This window comes from Microvirga yunnanensis (assembly GCF_025460875.1).
Window position 1 is genome coordinate 23,688 of the sequence record NZ_JAMXFI010000028.1, and the last position, 24,473, is coordinate 48,160.

22 protein-coding genes are annotated in these 24,473 nt (G+C 66.6%); 14 read left to right on the forward strand and 8 right to left on the reverse strand.

Annotated features, from left to right (window positions below):
- Positions 1-20: 20 nt before the first annotated feature.
- Positions 21-1,247 (reverse strand): urate hydroxylase PuuD, encoded by a 1,227-nt coding sequence (locus tag NF876_RS15680; RefSeq protein ID WP_262269726.1) that lies wholly within the window; start codon positions 1,245-1,247, stop codon positions 21-23.
- Between the two features lie 202 nt (positions 1,248-1,449).
- Here NF876_RS15680 and uraH point away from each other — a divergent pair, with 202 nt between their 5' ends.
- The 6 genes from uraH (at position 1,450) to NF876_RS15710 (ending at position 5,741) form a co-directional block, all read left to right on the forward strand.
- Positions 1,450-1,803, forward strand: a complete 354-nt coding sequence (gene uraH, locus NF876_RS15685) for a hydroxyisourate hydrolase (RefSeq protein ID WP_262269727.1) — start codon at positions 1,450-1,452, stop codon at positions 1,801-1,803.
- Positions 1,804-1,805: 2 nt separating this feature from the next.
- Positions 1,806-3,248: an allantoinase PuuE gene (puuE, locus tag NF876_RS15690; RefSeq protein WP_262269728.1), complete on the forward strand. Its 1,443-nt coding sequence runs from the start codon at positions 1,806-1,808 to the stop codon at positions 3,246-3,248.
- 78 nt (positions 3,249-3,326) lie between these two features.
- On the forward strand, positions 3,327-3,773 hold the full coding sequence (lysM, locus tag NF876_RS15695; RefSeq protein WP_262269729.1) for a peptidoglycan-binding protein LysM: 447 nt from the start codon (positions 3,327-3,329) through the stop codon (positions 3,771-3,773).
- A gap of 70 nt (positions 3,774-3,843) precedes the next feature.
- On the forward strand, positions 3,844-4,161 hold the full coding sequence (locus tag NF876_RS15700; protein WP_262269730.1) for a rhodanese-like domain-containing protein: 318 nt from the start codon (positions 3,844-3,846) through the stop codon (positions 4,159-4,161).
- 136 nt (positions 4,162-4,297) lie between these two features.
- On the forward strand, positions 4,298-4,735 hold the full coding sequence (locus tag NF876_RS15705; protein WP_262269731.1) for a c-type cytochrome: 438 nt from the start codon (positions 4,298-4,300) through the stop codon (positions 4,733-4,735).
- A gap of 58 nt (positions 4,736-4,793) precedes the next feature.
- Entirely contained in the window at positions 4,794-5,741 is a 948-nt protein-coding gene (locus NF876_RS15710) for a cytochrome c (protein WP_262269732.1), read from the forward strand.
- A 193-nt stretch (positions 5,742-5,934) separates the two neighbouring features.
- Here the strand turns inward: NF876_RS15710 and NF876_RS15715 are convergent, their stop codons facing one another.
- The 3 genes from NF876_RS15715 to NF876_RS15725 form a co-directional block, all read right to left on the reverse strand.
- Positions 5,935-6,552: a helix-turn-helix domain-containing protein gene (locus NF876_RS15715; protein ID WP_262269733.1), complete on the reverse strand. Its 618-nt coding sequence runs from the start codon at positions 6,550-6,552 to the stop codon at positions 5,935-5,937.
- 106 nt (positions 6,553-6,658) lie between these two features.
- Complete coding sequence (locus NF876_RS15720) at positions 6,659-7,591, reverse strand: DMT family transporter (protein WP_262269734.1); 933 nt, start codon at positions 7,589-7,591, stop codon at positions 6,659-6,661.
- Positions 7,592-7,740: 149 nt separating this feature from the next.
- Positions 7,741-7,998, reverse strand: a complete 258-nt coding sequence (locus NF876_RS15725; RefSeq protein ID WP_262269735.1) for a CBU_0592 family membrane protein — start codon at positions 7,996-7,998, stop codon at positions 7,741-7,743.
- A 451-nt stretch (positions 7,999-8,449) separates the two neighbouring features.
- Here NF876_RS15725 and NF876_RS15730 point away from each other — a divergent pair, with 451 nt between their 5' ends.
- Together NF876_RS15730 and NF876_RS15735 are read left to right on the forward strand one after the other, a co-directional pair.
- Positions 8,450-9,262 carry a UDP-2,3-diacylglucosamine diphosphatase gene (locus tag NF876_RS15730; protein WP_262269736.1) on the forward strand — a complete coding sequence of 271 codons (813 nt, stop codon included), beginning with the start codon at positions 8,450-8,452 and terminating at the stop codon, positions 9,260-9,262.
- Complete coding sequence (locus NF876_RS15735; RefSeq protein ID WP_315975046.1) at positions 9,262-10,269, forward strand: glycosyltransferase family 4 protein; 1,008 nt, start codon at positions 9,262-9,264, stop codon at positions 10,267-10,269. Before NF876_RS15730 ends, NF876_RS15735 begins: the two co-directional genes overlap by 1 nt.
- 6 nt (positions 10,270-10,275) lie before the next feature.
- Here the strand turns inward: NF876_RS15735 and NF876_RS15740 are convergent, their stop codons facing one another.
- The gene (locus tag NF876_RS15740; RefSeq protein ID WP_262269737.1) at positions 10,276-10,776 is read right to left on the reverse strand and encodes a hypothetical protein; all 501 of its coding nucleotides are present in this window, start codon (positions 10,774-10,776) and stop codon (positions 10,276-10,278) included.
- Positions 10,777-10,934: 158 nt separating this feature from the next.
- Between NF876_RS15740 and NF876_RS15745 the strand changes: the two genes are divergently transcribed.
- On the forward strand, positions 10,935-12,116 hold the full coding sequence (locus NF876_RS15745) for an MFS transporter (protein WP_262269738.1): 1,182 nt from the start codon (positions 10,935-10,937) through the stop codon (positions 12,114-12,116).
- Here NF876_RS15745 and dgcA read toward each other — a convergent pair.
- Positions 12,086-13,069, reverse strand: coding sequence for an N-acetyl-D-Glu racemase DgcA (gene dgcA, locus NF876_RS15750; protein ID WP_262269739.1), 984 nt, complete (start codon positions 13,067-13,069; stop codon positions 12,086-12,088). The genes NF876_RS15745 and dgcA overlap by 31 nt on opposite strands.
- A gap of 80 nt (positions 13,070-13,149) precedes the next feature.
- Here dgcA and NF876_RS15755 point away from each other — a divergent pair, with 80 nt between their 5' ends.
- Genes NF876_RS15755 through NF876_RS15770 form a run of 4 tightly spaced genes read left to right on the forward strand, consistent with a single transcriptional unit; the run spans position 13,150 to position 17,388 of the window.
- Positions 13,150-14,298: an ABC transporter permease gene (locus tag NF876_RS15755; protein WP_262269740.1), complete on the forward strand. Its 1,149-nt coding sequence runs from the start codon at positions 13,150-13,152 to the stop codon at positions 14,296-14,298.
- A gap of 1 nt (position 14,299) precedes the next feature.
- The gene (locus tag NF876_RS15760; RefSeq protein WP_262269741.1) at positions 14,300-15,103 is read left to right on the forward strand and encodes an ABC transporter ATP-binding protein; all 804 of its coding nucleotides are present in this window, start codon (positions 14,300-14,302) and stop codon (positions 15,101-15,103) included.
- Positions 15,104-15,111: 8 nt separating this feature from the next.
- Positions 15,112-16,689 (forward strand): MlaD family protein, encoded by a 1,578-nt coding sequence (locus NF876_RS15765; RefSeq protein ID WP_262269742.1) that lies wholly within the window; start codon positions 15,112-15,114, stop codon positions 16,687-16,689.
- Between the two features lie 24 nt (positions 16,690-16,713).
- Entirely contained in the window at positions 16,714-17,388 is a 675-nt protein-coding gene (locus NF876_RS15770; RefSeq protein WP_262269743.1) for an ABC-type transport auxiliary lipoprotein family protein, read from the forward strand.
- Positions 17,389-17,489: 101 nt separating this feature from the next.
- Here NF876_RS15770 and NF876_RS15775 read toward each other — a convergent pair whose 3' ends face one another.
- A complete protein-coding gene (locus tag NF876_RS15775; protein WP_262269744.1) occupies positions 17,490-17,627 on the reverse strand; it encodes a hypothetical protein in 138 nt (45 codons plus the stop codon).
- Positions 17,628-18,647: 1,020 nt separating this feature from the next.
- Here NF876_RS15775 and NF876_RS15780 point away from each other — a divergent pair.
- Complete coding sequence (locus tag NF876_RS15780; RefSeq protein ID WP_262269745.1) at positions 18,648-19,403, forward strand: outer membrane protein; 756 nt, start codon at positions 18,648-18,650, stop codon at positions 19,401-19,403.
- A 321-nt stretch (positions 19,404-19,724) separates the two neighbouring features.
- Here the strand turns inward: NF876_RS15780 and NF876_RS15785 are convergent, their stop codons facing one another.
- Complete coding sequence (locus NF876_RS15785; protein WP_262269746.1) at positions 19,725-24,356, reverse strand: apolipoprotein A-IV repeat region-like domain-containing protein; 4,632 nt, start codon at positions 24,354-24,356, stop codon at positions 19,725-19,727.
- Positions 24,357-24,473: the final 117 nt, after the last annotated feature.

Here is a 24,473-nt window from a genome sequence, read left to right on the forward strand (position 1 = left end):
TGTCGGTGCAGGGTTGTGCTTCAGCGCGTGGCGGTGTCCCTGGCGGCCAGCCAGGCTGCCACGGCCTTGCGCTCGTCCAGGGTCATCTCGGTCACGTTGTTGGGCGGCATAGCGTGGGTCAGCACGCTCTGGACCCGGATGATCTCCGCATGACGGGCGACCTCCTCGGGCGTGTCGAGGCGCACGCCCTTGGGGGCGATCGTGATCCCCTCCCAGACCGGCTCGGCCGCATGGCACATGGAGCAGCGCGACTGGATGGTGAGCACGGCCTCGTCGAAGGCGGCCGCGACGGTCGCGGGTGTCGCACCGGTCGGGGCCGCCGCCAGGTTGGCGTTCCCCGGCTTGCCGATGATCGAGAGCCAGATCGCGGCCCAGACGCAGAGCGCCGCCACGGCCCAGGTCCACCAGGGCGAGCCCTTGCCCGCATGCTGCGCGTTGAAGAAGTGCCGGATCACGGCGCCGGCGATCACGATCAGCCCGATGATGGCGACCGCGTAGCGCGACGACCAGGCGAGCGGGTAGTGGTTCGACAGCATCAGGAAGATGACGGGCAGCGTGAGATAGTTGTTGTGCGTCGAGCGCAGCTTGGCTTCCTTGCCGAGCTTCGGGTCGGGCGAGCCGCCGGCAAGCAGGGTCGCCACGACCTTCTTCTGGTTCGGGATGATGATGAAGAAGACGCTCGCCGACATCCAGGTGGCGATCATGGCGCCGGTATGAAGGAACGCCGCGCGTCCGTTGAACACCTGCGTGAACGCGAAAGCTGCGAGCAGGATATAGGCGAAGAGCGCCACACCCAGGACGACGCCGTTCTTGCCCAACGGCGACCGGCAGAGACCCTCATAGACCAGCCAGCTCAGGGCGATGCCGCCGATCCCGATGGCCGGCGCCTGCCAGGCCTCGAGAGCCCGCACGGTCGGGTCGATGGTGTAGAGGTCCGCGTGGAGGTAGTAGACCCACACGATGAGGAAGAAGCCGCTGATCCAGGTGGAATAGCTCTCCCACTTGAACCAGGTCAGCTCCTTGGGCAGCTCGGGCGGCGCAACGAGATACTTGCGCATGTTGTAGAACCCGCCGCCATGGACCTGCCAGGCCTCGCCCCCGACGCCCTCGGGCAGCCCCTCGCGCTTCTTGAGGCTGAGGTCCAGATGGATGAAATAGAAGGACGAGCCGATCCAGGCGATGGCCGTGATCACATGGACCCAGCGGATGAGCTGGCTGATCCATTCGGAGATTTGCGGGTCGATCATGCAGCCACTTGGTCAGAGAAGGACGTCACAGCCTAGGCCCCGGCCTCCCTCGGCGGAAGGCCCGTCCTGCCGGTTTTTCAACAGGATCCCTGTCGCGGAAGCCCAAGACTTGTGCAACTAGACTTATGGATGCGCTTGACGGCGGAGCATGGTCCCGGAAGAGTCCACAGCCCGAAGGACGCAAGACCTGCCGCGAGGTTTCATGGGACGCCTGTCCACCCACGTTCTCGATACCGCCAACGGCACACCCGCCAGGGGCGTGGCCATCGAGCTTTTCGCCCTCGAAGGGACCCAGCGCCGCTCGGTCATGCGCACGACCACCAATGCGGACGGGCGCACGGATGCGCCGCTGATGATCGGCGAGGCCTTCCACGCCGGAACCTATGAGATCGTCTTCGCGGTCGGGGCCTATTTCAGATCCTTGGGCACCGCCACGGCCGATCCGCCGTTCCTGGACGTCGTGCCGATCCGCTTCACCATCGCGGAGCCCGACGGGCATTATCACGTCCCGCTCCTCGTCTCGCCGTGGAGCTATTCCACCTATCGAGGAAGCTGACCTTGCCCGACACCTCCTATCCCCGCGACCTCGTCGGCTACGGCCGCAACCCGCCCGATGCCGGCTGGCCCAACGGGGCCCGCATCTGCCTCCAGTTCGTGATCAACTACGAGGAGGGCGGCGAGAACAGCATCCTGCACGGCGACCGGGCCTCCGAGGCGTTCCTGTCGGAGATCGTCGGGGCGCAGCCCTGGCTCGGCCAGCGGCACATGAGCATGGAGTCGATCTACGAATACGGTTCCCGCGCGGGCTTCTGGCGCCTGTGGCGCATGTTCACGCAGCGCAACATGCCGGTGACCGTCTACGGGGTCGCCACGGCGCTCATGCGCAACCCGGACGCGGTCGCCGCCATGAAGGAGGCGAACTGGGAGATCGCCAGCCACGGGCTGAAATGGATCGACTACCGGGATTTTTCGGCCGAGGAGGAGCGGGCGCACCTCAAGGAGGCGATCCGCATCCACACCGAGGTGACGGGCGAGCGGCCCCTCGGATGGTACACGGGCCGCACCTCGGAGCATACCAACCGCCTGGTGGCGGAGGAGGGCGGCTTCCTCTACAGCGCCGATTCCTACGCGGACGAGCTGCCCTACTGGGAGCAGCACGGGGACCGGTCCCAGCTGATCGTGCCCTATACGCTCGACGCCAACGACATGCGCTTCGCCACCCCGCAGGGCTTCAACGCGGGCGACCAGTTCTTCGCCTATCTGAAGGACAGCTTCGACACGCTCTATGCGGAGGGCGAGACCGCGCCGAAGATGCTGTCGGTCGGCCTCCATTGCCGGCTCGTCGGCCGCCCCGGCCGGGCCGCGGCGCTCGCCCGCTTCCTCGACTACGTGGCGTCCCACGAGAAGGTCTGGGTGGCGCGGCGCGTCGACATCGCGCGCCACTGGATCCGCCGTCACCGCCCGGCCGACGTGAGGCCCAGCCGCATGAGCCGGGTGGTGTTCGTCGAGCTCTTCGGCGACATCTTCGAGCATTCGCCCTGGATCGCCGAGCACGCCTACGAGGCCGGGCTGACCGCCGGGCAGGATACGGCGGAGGGCCTTCATGCCGCCATGGTGCAGGTGCTCTCGGAGGCGACCCACGAGCAGAAGCAGGCGCTGATCAACGCCCATCCGGATCTGGCCGGCCGCCTGAAGCTCGCCGACCTCACGGCGGATTCCCGCAGCGAGCAATCCTCCGCCGGGCTCGACAGCCTGACCGAGGCGGACCGCGACCGGTTCCTGAAGCTGAACGACGCCTACCGGCAGAAATTCGGCTTCCCCTTCATCATGGCCGTGAAGGGGCGCTCGAAGGAGGAGATCCTCGCGGCCTTCGAGGAGCGGCTCGATCACGAGACCGACGTGGAATTCGAGACCGCCATCGCGCAGATCGAGCTGATCGGACTGCTCCGGCTCAAGGATCGCCTGCCATCGCTCGCCGACGTCTTCTCGTCCCTGGCCTGACCGGAACCGTTGAGTTCACCGCGCGTCTTCCTCCCAGCTTGGCCATCATGAGCCGGGCAGGAGCCAAAGGAGGACGATATGGGTCTGTTCAAGTTCATCAAGGAGGCCGGAGCGAAGATCTTCGGCGGCAGCGCGGCCGCGGCCACGCCCGAGAAGCTGCAGCAGGAGGTCCAGGGCCATGGGTTCGACGCGAGCAAGCTCGGCATCCAGGTCGAAGGCGACAAGGTGAAGCTGTCCGGCCAGGCGACCAACCAGGAGGAGGCCGAGAAGATCATCCTGTCCCTCGGCAACACCTATGGGGTGGCCGAGGTCGACACGAGCGAACTCCAGGTGCAGCAGCCCGCGCCGACCTCGACCATGTACACGGTCCAGAAGGGCGACACCCTCTGGGAGATCGCCGAGAAGCACTACGGCAAGGGCAAGGGCGCGAAATACACCGAGATCGTCAAGGCGAACTCTCCGCCGGTCAAGGATCCGGACATGATTCAGCCCGGCTGGGTGCTGCGGATTCCCCCGCTCGCCTGACGGGGTGGCCCGATTGCGCTCCTCCCTGCGAAGCCGGTATGAGTGTGACCCGCCGCAGGGAGGATTTTTCATGAGCGAAGCGCCCAAAGTCATCGATCTCGACCGCGAGGCCGTCAAGCAGGGCCTGCAGGAGGGCTCGTTCGTGCTCGTCGACGTCCGCGAGCCGCACGAATTCGCCGCCGGCCACATCCCCGGGGCCGTGTCCCATCCGCTCTCCTCCTTCGATCCGTCGGCGCTGCCCGAGGGCAAGCGAATCGTGTTCTCGTGCGCGGCCGGTGTCCGATCCGTGCGGGCCATCGAATTCGCCCAGGCGGCCGGCCGCGACATCCGCGAGCACTACAAGGGCGGGTTCAAGGATTGGGCCGCCTCCGGCGAGCCTGTGGAATAGGCTCCCGGGACGCGCACCTCACATAGATGTGTTCTAAGGTAGAGTGCTCAAGCTTGGCGAGATGTGCCCTAATGCCGGCCCGCTGACGATGCTTCGTCCGGACCGCATCGATCGCGCCCATGAGGGGAAGGAACATATGAAGTCTACTATTCTCGTCGCCAGCCTTCTGGCGCTCGGAGTGACGGCCGCCATTGCGCAAAGCAATGTGGTCGAGCAGCGCCAGGGTCTCATGAAGGAGATGGCCGCCCAGACCCGGCCCATCGGCGGCATGATGCGCGGCCAGGAGCCTTTCGATCTCGCCAAGGTTCAGGCCAGCCTGAAGGTCCTCGCCGAGAACCCGAAGAAGTTCGTGGCCCTGTTCCCCGAGAACTCGAAGGACGCGCCCAAGACCGAGGCCCTGCCGTCCGTCTGGGAGAACAAGGCCAAGTTCGAGTCCTATGGGAACAAGATGAGCCAGGATGCCCAGACCGCCCTGGCGACGATCAAGGACGAGGCCTCGTTCAAGACGGAGATGCCGAAGGTGCTGCAGAACTGCGGCACCTGCCACAACGAGTTCCGCAAGAAGAGCTCGTAAGGCCTGAGAAGCTTTAGAATGGGCGGCCGTCGGCCGCCCGTTTCGTTTGGAGAACGGCATGCGCAAGGCGATCGTGGCTCTTCTGGTTCTGGTCCTGGTCGGGGCGGGGGGCTTCTGGGGCCTGACCTCTCCGGCGGCCTACGCCCTCATCCGGGGCAACGGCCAGGCCTCTCCCGAAGCCGCCTCCGGGCCGGCCCGCCAGCCCAACACGGAGAACGGCCGCACCCTGTTCTTCGCGGGCGGCTGCACCTCCTGCCACGCGGTGCCCAACCAGGACGACAAGCTGCGGCTCGGGGGAGGTTATGCGCTGAAATCGCCGTTCGGCACCTTCCACGTCCCGAACATCTCGCCCCACAAGCAGGACGGCATCGGCTCCTGGACCACGGCGGATTTCGTCCGCGCCATGCGCCAGGGCCTCTCGCCCGACGGCCGCCATTACTATCCGGCCTTCCCCTATACCAGCTATCAGCGCATGAGCCCCGAGGATCTCGGCGACCTCTTCGCGTTCATCATGACGCTTCAGCCGGTCGCAGGGCGGGCCCCGGACCACGAGCTGCCGTTCCCCTACAACATTCGCCGGGGCCTCGGCCTGTGGAAGCTCGCCTTCCTGGACGGCCAAGCCTTCCGGCCGGATCCGGCCAAGTCCGAGAGCCTGAACCGGGGCGCCTATCTGGTGAACGGGCCGGGCCACTGCGCCGAGTGCCACAGCGAGCGCAACATGGCGGGAGCCATCATCGAGGAACGGCGCTTCGCCGGCGGCCCCGATCCGGAGGGGCGTGGGACCGTGCCGAACATCACCCCGCATCCGACCGGAATCGGCGGCTGGACGCCGGACGACCTCACGACCCTGCTGAAGACCGGCGAGACGCCGAATTTCGACACGGTCGGCGGACCGATGGGCGCCGTGGTGGCCAATACGGCTCACCTGCCCGACGGGGACCGTCGGGCCATGGCCGAATACCTCCTGTCGCTGCCGCCGAAGCAGGGCTTCAAGAAGCCGGAGTGACGGGGCGGTTCGGCGCTCGACCGCGTCGGGGACGGCTCCAACGATTGCTTCCCTCCGTCATCACCGGCCTCGTGCCGGTGATCCCGGTTGTCTGAAGCGTGGAGCCTCGCCGGATCGGGACGGCCGGGACGAGCCGGGCCATGACGTCGGAGGGTGTCGGATCTGGACGACCCGGGAGGCGAAGCCCCGGGCGTCAATCCATCACGGCGGCCTTCAGGATGCACACCATGGTGGCCCGGCCCGGCGCATCGCCGATGCAGCGCACCGAATGGGGACGGTCGCAGCGATAGCGCAGGCTTTCGCCGGCCTTCGCCTGCTGGATCACGCCGCCGACCTCGACCTCGAACTCGCCCTCCAGGACCGACAGGCATTCCACCGAGCCGCGCTGGTGGCTGTCGGAATCGAGCACCCCGCCGGGCTCCGACTGCACGTCGTACCATTGCAGCCACTCGATGGTCTTGAGCCAGCCGATGATGGCCAGGCGCATCTTGCCGTCCTCGGACACGAGGATCGGGGTGTCGGCCTTGGAGGATTTCTCGATGAAGGGCTCCTCGTCCCCGGAGGCGAGAACCCGTTCGATGGAGACGTCCAGAGCCTGGCTCAGCCGCCAGATGGTGGCGAGGGTCGGGTTGGTCTCGTTGCGCTCGATCTGGCTGATGATCGACTTCGCCACGCCGGATTGTTCGGCGAGTTCCGACAGGGACAGGTTGTAGGCCTTGCGCAGCCGCTGGATCGTCTTGCCCATGTTGCCGGACAGAACCTGCGCACCCGTCTCCAGGTCCCGGCTCCGCTCTTTGCCCTCGACGCCCATCACTGCCTCTGTTCCGAAATAGAGAACGTTCGTTCCTCAAAACGGTTGTGCGGGAATCGGCCGAACGGGTCAAGCGCCGGAGGCGCATGGCCTTCGCTTTTCAGGTTCAGACCCCGGGCCTCTGGGGCGCGACCTGCAGGGCCCTGGTCCGCAGGAGCCCGAGCCGGTGCTCGCGCCAGACGATGAAGAGGCCGGTCGCGGCCACGATGGCGGCGCCGACGAGCACGGTCAGGGTGGGCAGGTCACCGAACATGAACCAGCCGAACAGGAGCGCCCAGATCATGGTGGTGTATTCGAACGGCGCGATCACCGAGGTGTCCGCATAGCGGTAGGATTGCGTGACCAGGATCTGGCCGACGCCACCCAGGATACCGATGAGGACGAACAGGGCGAGGTCCGTGGAATCCGGCATGCGCCAGCCCAGCGCCAGGGTGCAGAGCGACAGGCCGGACGCCATGATGAAGAAGTAGAACACGATGGCGCCGGTCTTCTCCGTGTCGGTCAGGCGCCGGACCTGGATCATGGCGCCGGCCGAGCAGAAGGCGCCGGTGAGGGCCAGCATGGCGCCGAGCGTGGGACCGGCGTTCAGGTCCGCGCCGAAAGTTCCGACCTTCAGATAGGGCGACAGCATGATCAGCACGCCCACGAACCCGATGCCGACCGCCGTCCACCGGTAGGCGCGCACCGTCTCCTTCAGGAGGAGCGCCGCCAGGATCACCGCGATCAGGGGGGACGCATAGCCGATCGCGATGGCGTCGTGGAGCGGCAGGTAGGAGAGGGCGGCGAACCCGAGATACATGGCACCCGTGCCGATGAACCCGCGCTTGAAGTGACCGACCACGTTCCGCGTCCGCACCGCGTTGACGAGGTCTCCCTGCCATCCCAGCCACAGCAGCAGCGGCAGCAGGGCGAAGGCCGAGCGGAAGAAGACGATCTCTCCGACAGGGTAGCGGGCGGCGAGCGTCTTGAGGGTCGCCGACATCATCGTGAAGACGACGGCGGAGGTGACTTTGAGGGAGATCCCCAGAAGAGGTTTCACGGGAGAGGGGTTTTCACGGCTGGCGTCGCTTGGAAGGGTGCAGCCAACCACGGACGGGCCGTCCCGTGAACCCCCAATCGGTGCGCAAACCCCTGCGCCCGGCGCATGGGTTCGGATGCGGCTTCAGGGCAGGGGGTGAGGGCAAGGGTTCAGGATTGGACCGCCCGCGAGCGCTTGACATGGGATCGGACGAATCCGATCGCCGTCAGGATCAGCCATGCCGTCTGGGTCACGAAGGACGCGAGGTTGAAGTCGAACAGCAGGGAGTAGAGGATCAGCAGCGCTCCCAGGGCATTGAGGAGGGCATAAAGGTTGTCCTCGACCTTCAGGGCGCCGAGCTGCAAGAGCCCATAGGCCGACAGGTAGGCCACAACCCCGACCAGCCCGACGATGTCAGGTCCGTTCATCCACGATCTCCGCCGATCCGACGACACGGCTCTACGGCAAACCGTCCGTTCTGGGAACCGGACTTTTCGCCCGAGGCGGGACCGGGACGCAGCGCCTGTCCGCGCTCGCCCGTTCAAGCTGCCCCGTCCTCCGCCCCTCCGCACGTCATGGCCGGGCCACCCTGACCCCTCTCTGTCCTGCCACCCTCCGCACGTCATGGCCGGCCTTGTGCCGGCCATCCCGATGCGGTGAGGTGCGGCGCTTCACCGTATCGAGATCACCGGGACAAGCCCGGTGATGACGGGGAGACGGTGGCGTTCCTGTCGGTGACGGCAGAGGGAGGGCGCGCTCCGTCGGACCGGCCCTGGACTGCGGGGCAGGGGCTGCCGTCACAAATCTGCAGGAAAACCGTCACGGCGACGAGACGCGAATCCGTTTGGCTGTTCTCCAGCAAGCCCGCCGGAGAAGCCCATGGCTCAGGATGTGAATGCTCTGCGCGTACGGACGTTGTTCCTGTCCGACCTCCATCTCGGCACGAAGGGCTGCCAGGCGGACGCGCTGCTGGATTTTCTCAAGGCCTACGACGCCGACACGATCTATCTCGTGGGCGACATCGTCGACGGCTGGAAGCTGAAATCCGGCTGGTACTGGCCGCAGGCCCATAACGACGTGGTCCAGAAGCTCCTGCGCAAGGTTCGCAAAGGCGCCCGCCTCATCTACCTGCCGGGCAATCACGACGAGTTCCTGCGCGACTATATCGGGGTCAATCTGGGCGGGATCGAGCTGGCCGATTACGCGGTGCACGAAACCGCCGACGGCAAGCGCTACCTCGTGATCCATGGGGACCAGTTCGATCTCGTCGTCAGGCATGCGCGCTGGCTGGCCCTCCTCGGAGACGGAGCCTATTCGGCGGCGCTCTTCGTCAACACCTATCTCAACATGGTGAGGCGCCGCCTCGGGCTGACCTACTGGTCGCTGTCGTCCTGGGCCAAGCTGCGGGTCAAGAACGCGGTGAACTTCATCAGCCGGTTCGAGGAGCTTCTCGCCGCGGAGGCGCACCGGCAGCAGGCCGACGGGGTGATCTGCGGGCATATCCATCACGCCACCATGCATGACCAGTTCGGGGTCGCCTACGTGAACACGGGTGACTGGGTCGAGTCCTGCACGGCCGTGGTCGAGCACTACGACGGCTCGTTCCAGCTCATCCGATGGACGGAGGTCCAGCTGGAGGTGACCCGGGAACCGGACCTGGCCGCCCCGGCCATCAGCGAAAAGGCCGCCTGATGCGCCTCCTGATCGCAACCGACGCCTGGCGGCCCCAGATCAACGGGGTCGTCCGCTCCCTGGAACACATGGCCGTCGAGGCGCCGCGCTTCGGCGCCGAGGTCGTCTTCCTCACGCCCGAGCGGTTCCGCTCCGTCCCCATGCCGACCTATCCGGAGATCCGCCTCTCCCTGGTGGGACCCGGATCCGTCGCGGGAATTCTCGAGGACGTCCGGCCGACCCATGTCCACATCGCCACGGAAGGACCCATCGGGCTCGCGACCCGGTTGACCTGCGCCCGCCAGGAGCGGGCCTTCACCACGAGCTACCACACGCGGTTCCCGGAATATGTCGCGGCCCGCACCAGGATCCCGGAGGCCTGGTCCTACGGGGCGCTGAGGCGCTTCCACCGGGCCGCCCGCGCCATGATGGTGAGCACGCCGTCCCTGGAGCGGGAGCTGGCCGGGCGCGGCTTCGGGAACATCATGCGCTGGACCCGGGGCGTCGATACCGGCCTGTTCCGGCCCCGAACCGACCGGATCCTGGACGCGGCCGGGCCCATCTTCCTCTATGTCGGGCGCGTCGCGGTGGAGAAGAACCTGGACGCGTTCCTGAGCCTCGACCTGCCCGGCGCGAAGGTCGTGGTCGGGGACGGCCCGGCCCGCATGGACCTCGAGCGGACCTATCCCGAGGCCCGGTTCCTCGGGGCTCTCACGGGCGAGGATCTGGCCCGGGTCTACGCCTCGTCGGACGTCTTCGTGTTCCCGAGCCTGACCGACACGTTCGGCATCGTGCTGATCGAGGCCCTGGCGTCGGGCCTGCCGATCGCGGCCTTCCCGGTCACGGGCCCGCTCGACGTGATCGGACCGTCGGGCTGCGGCGTCCTCTCATGGGATCTGCGGGAGGCCGCCCTCGGGGCCCTCGCAATCCCGCAGGAGCGGTGTCGGGCCTATGGCGAGACCTTCACCTGGCAGGAGAGCGCCCGGCAGTTCTTCTCCAATATCGAGAAGGCCCATTCCGATCACTAGCTGCCTCTACATCAGGAAGGCAGGGTGCGGGTGGAGATGCTGGACCTTCTCACCCTCGAAAGGGCCGGCTTCCAAGGTGACTTCCGTCCGGTCGATCTCCACGCGGCTGTGATCGATCAGGCTCTGGACCGCGGTTTCCACGTCATGAAGCGTCGACACCAGGCGCCGGATGCGCTGCTCGGCCGCTTCCTGGAATTCCGCCTCCGAGAGGCCGTTCATGGGGTCGCCGGCGTCGAGCGCCGGAAAGGACCGGACCTCCGCCTTGGTCTGCCGGATCAGGGCAACCAGCTTCTCGAGAACGGCCCTGAAGGGCTCGGCCGCCCCGGCGTCGAGCGGCTGTTCCTTCAGGCGGCTCAGCGCCTCGAGGATGGCTTGCGTGTCCGCATGGCGGTTGCGCCTGGCGAATTCCTTCAGGAACCAGCGGCCTCGCGCCGTCTCCATGACGGCCGTTTCGATGGTGTCGAAATCCAGGTCGCCGAACGTGACGTTGGTCTCTTCATCGGGCATGGTTGCGCAATCCATCTCGGCCGGGTTTGATTCCTGTCCCCAACAGATGTGCGCAAAGCGCTCGCAAGCTCAACCCCTGCAAGGCCTTCAGGGGTAGTCTTGCACCGCGTTCTTGCTCCTTTCGCTCCGTTGACAGACCTCAGAAGACCATTGTCCTGATGCATCCGCTGAAAGCTCTCGAACTCCGCCTGGGCGCGTTGCAGGCCGCCAGCTTCACCAGCCACGGAATCTACCTCCCGTTCTTTCCCCTGTGGTTGCAGAGCAAGGCGCTGTCCCCGACCGTCATCGGGCTCGTGGTGGCCATCCCGATCATCGTACGGATCCTGGCGACCGCGCCGCTCCTGAGCCTGGCGGACCGGTCGTTCGGGGCAAGGCGGCTGCTTCTGGCCAGCCATCTCGGCCAGCTGATCGGCTTTCCGCTGTTCCTGCTGGTCGACAATGCGGCCCTGATCATGGTCCTGGTGGCCCTCGTGGCGGTCGCGCAATCCTGCGTCATCCCGGGCAACGATCTCGTCTCGACCAACGCGGTCCAGCGCCATCCGGGGTTGAACTATGGCCGGATCAGGGGCGCCGGTTCGGTCGCGTTCTTCATCGCCAGCATCGTGAGCGGATATCTGGTCGGCGCCTTCGGTCCGGACGTCGTGATCGTCGCCCTGACACTCATTCCGGTCCTGGGGCTCTCGGCCACGCTCATGGCCGTCCCGAAGGAGGTTCCCGAACCCGCCGGCCCCAGCGGCCCGCCGCACGTGACAGCTCCGGCCAAGCTCCCGCGGATCCTGTGGCTGGTGCTGATCGCAGGAGCCGCCACGCAGGCGAGCCATGGGGCGCTCAACGCCTTCGCCAGCATCTACTGGCGCTCCGCCGGCTTCTCCGACGCGGTCATCGGCTATTTCTGGGCCGCCGGCGTGATCGCCGAGATCCTGGTCTTCCTCTATCTCGGGCGCCATGTCGGCCGAACGTCGGGCATCGGCCTGATCCTGCTGGGATCGGCCGCCGCGGTTGTCCGGTTCAGCATCATGTCCCTGGGGCCCGGGGCGGAGGTCACGGTCGTGCTGCAGACCATGCACAGCCTGTCCTTCGCGGCTACCCATATCGGCACCATGGCGGCCCTGGCGGCGATGGCGCCCATGCAGGCGAGGGGGCGGGCGCAGGGAATCTACGGCTCCCTGACGGCTCTTGCGATTGCGGCCTCGACGATCGTCAGCGGCATGATCTACAGCCAGGCGGGGGCCGGCGTCTTCGCCGCGATGGCGCCCTTGGGCGCCATCGGGCTCATCCTGATGCTGGTCGTGGTCCGCCTCCAAAGGGGTCAGCCCCAGAGGGCCGGCTCCGGCGGATAGACGATGCTGCCCTCGTAGCGCAGGCCCGGCTCCCGGTCCTTCGCGAGGAGGAGAGGACCGTCGAGATCGACGAAGCGCGCGCGCGGCGCGAGAACCAGGGCCGGCGCCATGGCGAGCGAGGTGCCGACCATGCAGCCGATCATGAGGGAGAAGCCTCTGGCCTCCGCGGCGTCGGCGAGCGCCAGGGCTTCCGTCAGGCCGCCCGTCTTGTCGAGCTTGATGTTGACGACCTCGTAGAGGCCGACGAGCCGGTCGAGGCTCGCCCGGTCATGGACGCTCTCGTCGGCCAGGATCGGGACGGGGCGCGAGATCCGGCCGAGATGCCCGTCGGCTTTGGCAGGCAGAGGCTGTTCCACCAGGGCATAGCCCTCGTCGGCACAGGCCGCGAGGTGTCGCTCCAGGTTCTCCTCGGTCCAGCCCTCGTTGGCGTCGGCGATCAGGGTGGCCTGGGGCGCCGCCCGGCGGACGGCCCTGATCCGGTCGATATCGCCGTCGGGCGCGCCGAACTTCACCTTGAGGATCGGCCGGTCGGCCGCTTTGGCGGCGGCTTCCGCCATGCTCTCGGGCGAGCCGAGGCTGATCGTGTAGGCCGTGGTCGCCGGCGGCCATCGGGTCAGCCCGGCGGTCAGGTGGGCGCGGATTCCGGAGCGCTTCGCGTCCAGGTCCCAGAGAGCGCAATCGACCGCGTTGCGCGCCGCGCCCGGCGGCATGAGGCCCTGCAGCGCCTCCCGGCTCAGTCCCGCCTCGATCTGCGGCCGGATGGCCTCGATGGCTGCCGCCACACCCTCGACCGTCTCGCCGTAGCGGGGGTAGGGCACGCATTCCCCATGGCCGACCGCCCCGTTCTCGGCGATCGTCGCGGTGACCACCACGGCTTCCGTGCGAGAGCCGCGGGCGATCGTGAATGTTCCGGCAATCGGGAATCGGTCGATGGATACGGTGAGGGTGCGCATTCTCTTCGATCTCTGCTTAACTTCGTCTCGACTTGTGGCGCAATGACACGCTATCACCAAGCGGAATCAATGCCGAAGGGATGATCGTGGCGCAGGGCACCTTGGCTCGAAAGCCGGAAGTCGCAATCGACCGCGCCGGGGGGCAGACGACGGCCCGGCTCTCCGGTCCGTGGACGGCGCCTCATGCCCAGACGGTCGAATCCCTGGTCCAGGAGATCGAAACGGACGCGGAAGCCTTTCCCCTCGTCCTCGACCTGAGCGGCGTCGAGCGTCTCGATACCCTCGGCGCCTGGACGCTCAACCGCACGCGCCACGAAATGTCCGGCAAGGGACAGGTCGATTTCGCCAATGCCACGCCGGAGCAGAAGATCCTGCTGGACGAAGCGGCCTTCCGCGACTTCCAGGGCCCGTCGAAGCCACGGCATTCCCGGGTGGTCGACTTCCTCGTCGATGTGGGGCGGAGCGTCGCCGGCGCCGGCCGGGACATGGTCGGCGGCGTCGGGTTCCTGGGCGAGCTCATTGCCGCGCTGATCCGCGTGATCGTCCATCCCCGCCGCTTCCGCGGGACGGCGGTGATCAACCAGCTGGAGCAGATCGCCTATCGGGGCGTTCCGATCATCGTGCTGATCTCGTTCCTGGTCGGCTGCATCGTCTCGCAGCAGGGCATTTTCCAGCTCGTGAAGTTCGGGGCGACCCCTTTCGTCATCGACCTCATCGGCATCCTGGTCTTGCGCGAGCTGGGAGTCCTTCTGACCTCGATCATGGTCGCGGGCCGCTCCGGATCCGCGTTCACGGCCGAGATCGGCTCCATGAAGATGCGGGAGGAGATCGACGCCCTGCGGGTCATGGGCCTCGATCCCATCGAGGTTCTCATCGTGCCGCGAATCATGGCGCTGGTGATCGGGCTTCCGCTCCTCACCTTCATCGCGTCGATCGCGGCGCTCGTCGGCGGCGGACTGACCACCTGGGTCTATGGCGATATCAGCCCGGACATCTTCCTGAACCGCCTCCGGGCCGCGGTCAGCCTGAACACCTTCCTGGTCGGCATGATCAAGGCCCCCTTCATGGCGCTGGTGATCGGGATCATCGCCACCCTGGAGGGCCTGGCGGTCGAGGGCTCGGCCGAGTCCCTCGGGCGTCACGTGACGTCCTCCGTGGTGAAGGCCATCTTCATGGTCATCGTGCTCGATGGCGTCTTCGCCATGTTCTTCGCAGCGATAAATTACTGACATGATGCTCGAACGGCGCCCCTCCGACCCGACCAAGAACCGCGACGTGATCATCAGCGCCCGGGGGGTCGAAGTCGGCTTCGGAGAGAGAACGATCCTCAAGGGGCTCGATCTCGACGTCTACCGCGGCGAGATCCTGGGCTTCGTCGGCGGTTCGGGCCAGGGCAAGTCGGTCCTCACACGGGCCATCCTCGGGCTCGTGCCCAAGCGGGCTGGCACCATCCAGGTGCTGGGTCAGAACCTCGACGACCTGTCGCCCGAGGAACGCCGCCAGCTCGAGCGGCATTGGGGCGTGCTGTTCCAGCAGGGTGCGCTGTTCTCGGCCCTGACCGTGAAGCAGAACATCCAGGTCCCGATGCGGGAATATCTGCACCTGTCGGACCGGCTGCTCGACGAACTGGCCATGCTCAAGATCGAGATGGTGGGGCTGAACCCCGACGCGGCCGACAAGCTGCCCTCCGAGCTGTCCGGCGGCATGATCAAGCGCGCCGCCCTGGCGAGGGCGCTGGCCCTCGACCCTGAGATCGTTTTCCTCGACGAGCCGACATCGGGGCTGGACCCCATCGGAGCAGGCGAGTTCGACGACCTGATTGCGACGTTACAGCGGACTTTAGGCCTGACCGTATTCATGGTAACCCATGACCTGGACAGTCTCTATTCGGTCTGCGACCGGATAGCGGCTCTCGGCGAGGGAAAAATTCTTGCCGAGGGTCCCATCGAGGTGATGCTGGAATCGGATCACCCGTGGCTTCGCTCTTATTTTCATGGGAAACGGGCACGCGCGGTCATGGCCGGCGGCGCGTAAGGGTAACGATGGAAACGCGTGCAAACTACGCCTTGATCGGCCTTTTCACCCTGGCGGTGATCGCAGCCGCCTTCGGCTTCGTCTACTGGTTCTCCGGAGGCGAGCGGGGGCAGGCGCGCCAGAGCATCCGCATCGTGTTTTCCGGCTCGGTCTCCGGGCTCTCACAAGGGTCCAGCGTGTCCTTCAACGGCCTGCGCGTCGGCGAGGTGACGGGCCTGGACCTCCTGCCGGAGGATCCCCGCCGCGTGGTCGCCATCGCGACGGTCAACAGCAATACGCCGATCCGGTCCGACACCCGCGCCCGCCTGGAATACCAGGGCCTGACCGGCGTGGCGAATGTGGGCCTGTCCGGCGGCGAACCGGGCGCCCCGCCGCTCGTGGCCGGTCCCGGCCAGCCCATGCCGACGATCTTCGCCGACCGCTCGGACTTCCAGGATCTGATCGAGACGGCGCGCAACATCGCGCGCCGGGCCGACGACGTCCTGGAGCGGGTCGGGCGGGTCGTCTCCGACAACGAGGGGGCCATCAGCCGGACGATCCAGAACGTGGAGCGCTTCTCCCAGGCTCTGGGCGAGAACTCGGAGGGCATCGACCGCTTCCTGGCCCAGATCGGTCAGGCGGCCGAGAAGGTCGGGCCTCTGGCCGAGAAGCTCGAGACCCTGGCGACCAATGTCGACGCGGTGGTGCGCGCCGTCGATCCGCAGCGCGTGACCCGCATCGTCGAGAACGTCGAGGGCTTCTCCCAGTCCCTGGGCGAGAACCGGCAGGCCATCACCAACACCTTGCGCAATGCGGACAGCCTCGTGGCCCGTCTCAACGAGACCGCCCCGAAGCTCGACAGCGCCGTCGGAGATATCTCGAACATCGCGAAGGCCATCGATCCGGCGAAGGTCGGGCGCACCGTGGACAAGGTCGAAGAGGTGGCCAATTCCATCGACGGCCAGCGCGTTTCCCGCATCGTCGAGAACGTCGACAACTTCACCGCGGCCCTCGGGGAGAACCGCCAGGTCGTGAGCGAGGCGCTCAAGGACGCGGCGAGCCTGATCGACCGTCTCAACGAGACCGCCCCGAAGCTCGATTCGGCCGTGGCGGAGATCGCCGAGATCGCCAAGGCGGTCGACCCGGCCAAGATCGGCCGTACGGTCGAGAACGTGGACACCTTCACCCAGACCCTGAGCCGTCGCAGCCCCGACATCGACAAGGCCATCCAGGAGGCGCGCTCGATCACCGAGAAGCTCAACAAGTCCGCCGACAAGATCGATGCCGTTCTGGCCGGGGCCGAGAAGTTCCTCGGCTCGGCGTCCGGGGAGGCCGGGAAGGGGGCCTTCGACGAGATCCGCTCGGCGGCCGTGGCCGTGCGTGACCTCGCCAACGACCTCAACACCCGGACCGAAGGCATCCAGGGCATTCTCGGTGGCGTCAACCGCTTCACGGAATCGGGCCTGAGGGAATACGAGGCTCTGGCGGTCGAGGGGCGTCGCACCCTGGGGGACATCAGCCGCGCCGTCAGGAGCATCGAGCGTAATCCACAGCAGTTTCTTTTCGGTGGCCGTTCGAATCTCCCCGAGTATAGTGGACGCCGTTAAGTAACCAGTATGCGTGGATCCTCCGTGTTAACCCCCCTGAACAATCGAGCCTGCCTGCTTCGGGGCCTTGCCCCGGCGTTGGTTCTGGCCGCCTTGACCGGCGCCTGCTCGTCAGGGCCGGCGCCGGCCACGTTCGACCTGTCGGCGCCGACCTCCCGAATCCGGGGCGCGGCAGGCGTTCAGGTCCTGGTCAACGAACCTGCGGCCCTGCAGGCGCTCTCGACCCAGCAGATCCTCGTGAAGGATGCCAGCGGCTCCGTGTCGTTCATCGGCGGAGGCCAATGGGCGGACAATCTCCCGCGGCTGATCCAGACCCGCCTGATCAACACCTTCGAGAACGCTTCCCAGCTCCGGGGCGTCTCGAGGCCGAGCAGCGGCGCCGTCGCGGACGTTCAGCTCGTCTCGGAGCTGCGCCGGTTCGAGATCGCCACTCCGGACAACATGGCCGTGGCCGAGATATCCGTGAAGATCGTCAGCGATCAGAACGGTCGCATCGTCAACGGCCGCATCTTCCGCGCCAGCGTCCCGGCCAGCGCCGTGGACGCGCCGAATGCCGCCCGCGCTCTCGACGAGGCCCTGTCGATCGTCATGCTCGACATCGTGCGGTGGGTGAGTTCAAGCCCGCTGCCCCGACGTGAGGAGCCCGGCGAAGTCGGCAGCCAGTCGCAGGCGCCCGACAAGGACAAAGTCCCGAGCTGACCGATCCGGCCGCCATTCAAAACCGGATCTGGGCTCCAGGTCTTGGGAGCCCAGATCCGGTAGTCCGGTCGTGGTCTTGCGCGGACTTGCGGCTCCGCATCCTATTGCGGGGGAGCCGAACCGTCCGGAGAAGGCGCGTTCAGGGGCGGGAGATCGATGGACAGAGATGTCGGGGCCGTAGCGCTGCCGCCGTTGAGGTAGGCCTTCGTTACCTTGTCGACCCGCTGGCCTATACGCATGGCCTTCTCCAATGCTGATGTATCGTTTCGGTCGCGATTCGAGCAAGGACGTGAGCCCGGTTGCGAAGGATTCCAGACAGACGCGCGGGTCAGGTCAATGCGCTGTAGAATGATATAGTGTTATAATTCCGTAGGCGGGAAACAAAGAGCGGATTATAGGGAACGCACCGTGGACATGGACGAGTTGCTAAGGTCGTCCGCGGGAAGCTCCTGGAACAAGAGTTACAAAGATCGCGCCCGATCACCAGCATTGATGGCCCGATACGAGGCGCTGGCCGATAAAACTTCATTGTTTACATAGGTTTATCTGGTCGGTAAGGCAAAAATTCCTTTGATGACGAATTGCCGGCTTGGGAGCCTCTTCCGTAGCGAGACTTCTCTCGCATCTTGCGAAATTGCATAGCTGTTATTGCCAAGCCGCAAGGACATCGATCCGTCCGGACTGTCCCGGCACTGCTCGCCGAGGGGGGAGCGCATCGTGCGGACGCGAGCGGACCACGCTCGGGACCCGAACGATGCGCCCCTTCAGGATGTGAGCATCGGGCAATCGGGATGGCCGGCACAAGGCCGGCCATGACGTGGCGGGTGTCAGTGCCGGCCCATGCCACCTTCTCCCCGTCATCACCGAGGCTGTCCGGTGAAGGCGATCGGACGACCGCGGAGCGCATCCTGCGGACCAAAGCGGGCCGCTGAGGCGGCCCTCCGGGCCCGCCCCGAACGATGCGCCAGCCAAGAGTGGAGCATCGGACGTGAATCCACGTTTCACGTCCGATGCTCTCGTCTTCATGAAGCGCGCAGTGTTGAGGTTGCGCCGGCGGCGAACACTGACGAGTCCGGCCGACTTGCAGCTGTGAAAGCTTGCAACGACCGTATGCGTCGATGGGTTTCGGCTTCGTCAGGTCGCGGCTCACGATGCGGCGATTCAAGGTTAACGTTTTCTTCAGGCTGTAGACACATAATAACGATACTGCCGAGGGTTCTCGTCAGTCCGTGTGGCTTGCCGTGTGAAGAAGATCCCCTATGCAATTCATCAAGATTGCGGCCGTCCTTGGCCTTTTCGCCGCAGCAGGTTCCGCTGCCTCGGCTGCCGACCTCTCCCGCGTCTTTGTGCCTTCCCCGGCAATGAGCGGTTATCGGGAGACCTCCCGCGGCTGGTATCTGCGAGGGACCCTGGGCTATGTCGGGTACAAACATCCGGAGGCGGACGTTGCAACCCAGCCTGTCACCGGTGACCTCAGCCGTGAAAGGTTGGACCCTGCCGCTGTTGTCGGCGCGGGGGTCGGATACCGCTTCAATGCCAATGTCCGGGCGGAGATGACGCTGGATCACACGTTTGACGCCCGGTTCAAAGGTGCCGTGCTGGCCCCTGGTCCCGGCACGACGTCCCTTGCGGATTCCGGTCGGTTCCAATCCTCGACGATCATGGCCAACGGCTATCTGGACTTCAGACCGGTGATGGGCGTGACGCCTTATGTCGGCGCCGGCATCGGCGTGGCCCACAACGTTCTCTCTGACCAGGTGCTGACGATCGACGATCCGCAGACCGGGGTCGGCGACTCGCAATCGATCGCCGGCGGCGACAACTTCAGTCTGGCCTGGGCATTGATGGCCGGTGTCGGATACCAGTTGTCGTCGAATGTCCCATTCGATCTCGGATACCGTTATGTGAGTTTGGGTGACGTGAAAACCCGCACCTTTGACAACGGTGCCGGACTGGAGATGGAGTCGATCGGCGCCCACGAGGTGCGCGTCGGCGTCCGCTACACCTTCGATTGAGAACAAGGTCGGGTCGGACCCCTCACACGACCGAACGTTTCTTCCCATCCCCCTGGGCGGGGCAGCCCGACGCCGGTGGTCGAGCCGGATACAGGCACCGAACTCCCTTCGATTTGCCGCAACGGCACCAGCAAGAACCCTAAAGCATCGGACCCAAAAGTGGACTTGCACTTTTGGGATCCATCCGATGCTTTCCTCTTGAATGAGAGCATCGGTCAGGACGGAAAACCGGGGCCACTTTTCCGTCCGATGCTCTAAAGCCCGCAAAGCAGAAACGCGGCCCGAAGGCCGCGTTTCGCATCTGATCGGCTTTGAAAGTTCCTACTCGAACCGCCCGCTTGCGTGGGCCAGCATGGTGTAGACCTTGCCGGTTTCCGACGTGAGATAGGTCTTCGTCAGCATGGAGTCGCGATCGTCGCGGGACACTTCGGACAGAAGCCGCTCGAACTCCTCGACATACCGATCCACCGTCTGCCGGAATTCCTCATCCCGACGGTACTTATGGCGGATCTCGTCGAAGGTCTGCTGACCCTGCAGGGTATAGAGACGGCGGGTGAACACGTTGCTCTCGCCGCGACGGTAACGGTCCCACAGTTCGACGGCGGCCTCGTGATCGATCATCCGGGCGATATCCACCGAGATCGAGTCGAGGGACTCAAGGCTGCCCGTGCGGCCGCGTTCGGTCTTGGCCGGCGCGCGGGCCGGTTCCACGTCATCGTCGCGGGAGGCCCGGTTGAGAAGGTCCGAGAGCCAGCCGCCGCGGCCGCCCGCATCACGGGCCGGCACCTGGTCCCGCCGGGGGGCCGGGCGCTCGGCCGGCTGCGCCTGGCGGACCGGCGCAGGAGCGGGGTTTGGGGCCGGAGCGGGGCTTGCGGCAGCAGGGCTTGGAGCCGGAGCGGCCGGAGGCTTAGGCTCGGCCTGCCGGGCGATCGTCGGGCCGGGAGCCGGCGTCTGCGCGATGCGCTGCTCGACCGCGGCCGCGACTGCCGCCATGGTGGCGGCAACCGGCGTCTCGTTGACGGCCGCCTTGCGGGGCTGAGGAGCCGGGGCGGCATCGACGAGGCGGTTCGAGCGCGACACGAGAGCCGACAGCTCGTTGAGTGCCTTGATCTGATCGGCGACGACGCGACGCATGTTGGCGCTCGCCTCTTGCGTCTCCTGCGGCAGCTCGACGACGCCGCGGCGGAGTTCCGCGCGGGTGGCTTCCAGCTCCCGCTGGATCTGGCCCGTCATGCCGCGGAGTTCGCCCATGGTATCGCGGAACCTGGCGGTGGCGCTGGTCAGCGCCTCGGTCATCTCGGCCGCCGCCTGTTCGTAGCTGGTGCGCAGGGCGGCCGCCGTGCGCGTGCTTTCCTCGCCCGTGGTGGCGCGGATGCGCTCGAACTGCTCGCCGATGGCGTTCGTCGTCGTCTCCGCGGCTGCGGCAAGAACCGAACCGAGCTGCCGGGCCTTGGCATCGGCGTTCTCGAGAGAACCCTCCATCAGACTCGTGAAGGACCGGTTGACGGCTTCGAGTTCCTGCGAACGGTCCGTGATCCGGGCGAGGAGCTCGTCCAGGGACTGCTGGCGGCTGGACAGGGCCTCGCTCATGCGCGCCTCGACGCGCTCCAGAGCGCTCGTCGCCTCGGTGAGGGTACGCACCTGATCCTGGGTGGTGTCGGTGAGCGCGCGGCCGCGCTCCTCGAGGCTCCGGGCCAGGTCCAGCGCCTGCTGGATGGCCCCGGAGGACACATTGCGCAGCGCGTCTACCTGATCGGCCACCTGGTCGGAGGCACGGCCCGTCTGGGTGGCGATTTCCGAGAGGAGCGACTCGATGTGCTGGACCCGCCCGGCCAACCCGTCCTCGACGGCGCCGAGATTGCTGCTGGCCGAGGCCGCAACCTGCTGGAGCAGGCGATTGGCATCCTGCAGGCGGCCGAGCACATCGGTGAGTTCGCCCCGCAGGCGGTCGCTGGTGCCGGCGAGGGTCTGGACACTCTGCTGAGTGCCTTCGTCGATGGCGGTGCGCATGGCCTCCGTCGATTGCGCGTAGGAGGCGGTCATCTCCATCGTGCGCTCCTGGAGGGAGGAGAGCAGGGTGGTGCTGCGTTCTTCGAGGGTGCGCAGGGTGGCTTCGCTGATGGCTGCGACTTCGCGGCCGATGAGGTCGCCATGGGTGCCGAGATTCTCGACCAGGGACATGCCCTGGGTGTCGAAGAGGGAGCGAATCTCGTCGATGCGGCCGGTCAAGGAGCCGAGAACGGCCTGTCCGCGCTCGTCGATGGTCTCGGCGACGCCGCTGAGACGGTTGACGACCCGGTCTTCGAGCATCGCGACGCTCTGGTTGAGGGCGTTGGCGATCTCTTCCGCGCGGCTCCCGAGGGTCTGGTTGATCTCGAATGCGCGGGTGCCGAGGGTCGCCGTGATCTCGTCGGCGCGCGTGCCGAGAACCTCGTTGATCGTGGCGATGCGGCCATCCAGCGACTCGCCGATCTGTTCAGCCTTCGACGCCAGGGTATCGGCGATCGAATTGGTCTTGGCGGCAATCGCCTGACTGATCTCGTCGACGCGTGCCTGAAGGGCGGTCGCCACGTCGCGCCCGCCCTCGGCCATGACACGAGCCATTTCGCCGGTGCGGATGACAAGAGCCTCGTTGAGGGCGCTGGAGCGGGCACCGAGAACCGTATCGACCCGCTCGACGATGGTGTCGAAGTTGACCGCGATCTCCGATGTGCGGCGGGTGGCATGCTCCTCGAGAGCCGCAAGCTGGGTCTCGATCGCGGTCGTCGCCTCGCGGGCGCGCTCGGCGAAGGACTCGGCCACGGTGCGGCCCTGCACGGTGATGAGACGGTCCATTTCTTCGAAGCGGCCGCTGATCGTCTCCGTCAGGCTGCCCACGTCCCGGGACATGCGCTCGGCCATCTCGCCGCCGCGGGCCATGACGCCCTCGAAGGCAGTGAGACGCGAGCCCAGGGTTTCTTCCATCTCGCGGGTGCGGGTATCGACCGTCGCGGAGAGGGTTTCCGCGGTGCGGTTGAGCACGTCGTTGACGCGCGACCCCTGGGACGCGATGGCGAGAACGATGTCCTTGGCAGTCGTGGCCAGGCGGGTATGCGCTTCGTCGGTGTGGCGGGAAAGGGCCTGCGCGAATTCCTCCCCTCGCGACTCGAAGGATGTGCGGAATTCCTCGACCTGATTGCCCATGAGCAGCGAGACGCGCTCGCCGGCCTGAGCGAGGCTGGTCTCCAGGGCTTGACCCTGGACGGTCACGGACTCGCTGACCCGCTGGCTCGCCGTCTCCAGGCGATTGGCGAGATCCTCCACGCGGGTTCCGATGGATTCGTCGGCAAGGCGCACCGCGCTCTCGAGCTGCTCGCGCACCTCGGCGCCGCGCTGGTCGATCTCACGGGTCACGTCGGCTGCGGTCGTCGCCAGGCGCTCCCGGAACTCGTTGCCACGCAGAACGATCTCCTCGACCACGCCGGATCCGGTGGCGGCGAGCTGCTCGCGGACCTGCACGCCGCGGGTCGCGATCTCCTCGCCCACGGCGGAGCCGGCGGCGGCGATCTGGTCCCGCATTTCCGCGGTACGGGCCGAGATGTCGTCGGCAATCACGCCGCCGGTGGCTGCGAGCCTCTCCGTGATCTCGCTGCCGCGCTGGGCGAAGCTGTCTTCCAGGGTGCGGGCCGTCGACTCGAAGGCCTCGCGCACGTCGTTGCCCTGCTGGGCGAGCGCGTCGATCACGCCGCGGCCGGTTTCCGCGAGCGTGCGGGTGACCTGGCTCGCGCCTTCCTGGAGGTGACGGGTCAGGAGATCGCCGGTGCGCTCGAAGGCGCCCGTGATGTCCTGAGCCTTGCTCTCGAGCGCGCCCGTGATGATGGTGCCGACTTCGGAGATGCCGTTCTTGATCTCTTCGCTCGAGCCCGAGAGGCGTTCCACCAGCTCGACGCCGCGGCTTGCCATTTCCTCGACGACGCGCTCCCCGGCGCGGCCGAGGGCCTGGGTGATGTGATCGCCCTGCTGTTCCAGCGAGGCAGTGACCTTGTCGCCGGCGCCGCTGACGGCCGCCACGACGCGCTCGCTGGCGCCGTCAAGATCCTGAATGAGGGTCTGGTGCACCCCCGTGATCGAGCCGCGCACGCGCTCCGCGTTCGACACGATGGCCTCGCGCTGCGCCACGAGCTCGTCGATGAGCGAGCGAATGCGGATCTCGTTGTCGGAATAGGCGCGCTCCAGCGTCGAGATCTCGCTGCGCACGAGGGTTTCGAGTTCGCCGGCGCGGGCGAGAGCCCGCTCGACCCCGTCACCGACCGCCGCGACCTCGCGGCGCACGGCCTGCGAGACCGAGAGAACCGCGTCGGTCGAGAAGTTCTCGGGCTGGGCCAGACGCACGGCGACTTCGCCGACCGCGCGGGCCACCATCTTCATCTCCTGCGAGCGGACGGTGAGCATCGCCGCGATGAAGAACAGGAAGACGGGTGCCACGAGCCCGACGGCGGCGAGGGCCAGCTGCGAGGTCGAGAAGGCGGCGAGCAGTTGTTCGGGAGTCGTAATGCCCTGCGTATAGACGAAGGCTCCGACGCCCCCGAGCCAGAGCAGGGTGGCGAGGGCGGCCATCCAGTAAGCGCGGCGGGAGGGGCGGATCTGAAGGGCCTGCAGCATCACGCCGACGTTCTGGCGGTCGTCATTGGCCACGGAGTTCCGGTCGGGGGCGATGAAGCCGGAGCGGGCCATGTCGTCGAGCCTGGGGTCGTGGTCGTCTGCCTGGGCGGACAGGGAATCGGAACCGAGACCGAACGGACCCTTGGTGAAGTCGTGATCGTCGATATCGGGCAGCTTCGGCTCCTCGTACGACTTGCCGCCCGAGCGCTCCGGTGTGTGGATCACGAAAGTCTCTTCAAGATTGAGCGCCTGCTCGACAGCCGACAAGGCTGCCTCGGCCGGGTCCTTCATTTTCTTGTTCTCGGTCGCCATGATCCGCCCTCGTGACGCAACTGATGATGGTTGAAGCCGCCTTCACTCCCTACAACGACGAGGTGAATGCCTGGCTCCAACCGGTGCGGGATCCTGTCTTGGGAATTCCGCACGGTA

Excerpts from the sequence above, each read along its gene's own strand:
- NF876_RS15715 (WP_262269733.1), bottom strand. The coding sequence starts at position 6,552 with ATGGGCGTCGAGGGCAAAGAGCGGAGCCGGGACCTGGAGACGGGTGCG.
- NF876_RS15760 (WP_262269741.1), top strand. The coding sequence starts at position 14,300 with ATGATGCTCGAACGGCGCCCCTCCGACCCGACCAAGAACCGCGACGTG.
- NF876_RS15785 (WP_262269746.1), bottom strand. The coding sequence starts at position 24,356 with ATGGCGACCGAGAACAAGAAAATGAAGGACCCGGCCGAGGCAGCCTTG.
- NF876_RS15745 (WP_262269738.1), top strand. The coding sequence starts at position 10,935 with ATGCATCCGCTGAAAGCTCTCGAACTCCGCCTGGGCGCGTTGCAGGCC.
- NF876_RS15740 (WP_262269737.1), bottom strand. The coding sequence starts at position 10,776 with ATGCCCGATGAAGAGACCAACGTCACGTTCGGCGACCTGGATTTCGAC.
- uraH (WP_262269727.1), top strand. The coding sequence starts at position 1,450 with ATGGGACGCCTGTCCACCCACGTTCTCGATACCGCCAACGGCACACCC.
- NF876_RS15735 (WP_315975046.1), top strand. The coding sequence starts at position 9,262 with ATGCGCCTCCTGATCGCAACCGACGCCTGGCGGCCCCAGATCAACGGG.
- lysM (WP_262269729.1), top strand. The coding sequence starts at position 3,327 with ATGGGTCTGTTCAAGTTCATCAAGGAGGCCGGAGCGAAGATCTTCGGC.
- NF876_RS15780 (WP_262269745.1), top strand. The coding sequence starts at position 18,648 with ATGCAATTCATCAAGATTGCGGCCGTCCTTGGCCTTTTCGCCGCAGCA.
- NF876_RS15765 (WP_262269742.1), top strand. The coding sequence starts at position 15,112 with ATGGAAACGCGTGCAAACTACGCCTTGATCGGCCTTTTCACCCTGGCG.
- NF876_RS15730 (WP_262269736.1), top strand. The coding sequence starts at position 8,450 with ATGGCTCAGGATGTGAATGCTCTGCGCGTACGGACGTTGTTCCTGTCC.
- NF876_RS15755 (WP_262269740.1), top strand. The coding sequence starts at position 13,150 with ATGATCGTGGCGCAGGGCACCTTGGCTCGAAAGCCGGAAGTCGCAATC.
- NF876_RS15725 (WP_262269735.1), bottom strand. The coding sequence starts at position 7,998 with ATGAACGGACCTGACATCGTCGGGCTGGTCGGGGTTGTGGCCTACCTG.
- NF876_RS15775 (WP_262269744.1), bottom strand. The coding sequence starts at position 17,627 with ATGCGTATAGGCCAGCGGGTCGACAAGGTAACGAAGGCCTACCTCAAC.
- NF876_RS15680 (WP_262269726.1), bottom strand. The coding sequence starts at position 1,247 with ATGATCGACCCGCAAATCTCCGAATGGATCAGCCAGCTCATCCGCTGG.
- dgcA (WP_262269739.1), bottom strand. The coding sequence starts at position 13,069 with ATGCGCACCCTCACCGTATCCATCGACCGATTCCCGATTGCCGGAACA.
- NF876_RS15705 (WP_262269731.1), top strand. The coding sequence starts at position 4,298 with ATGAAGTCTACTATTCTCGTCGCCAGCCTTCTGGCGCTCGGAGTGACG.
- NF876_RS15710 (WP_262269732.1), top strand. The coding sequence starts at position 4,794 with ATGCGCAAGGCGATCGTGGCTCTTCTGGTTCTGGTCCTGGTCGGGGCG.
- NF876_RS15700 (WP_262269730.1), top strand. The coding sequence starts at position 3,844 with ATGAGCGAAGCGCCCAAAGTCATCGATCTCGACCGCGAGGCCGTCAAG.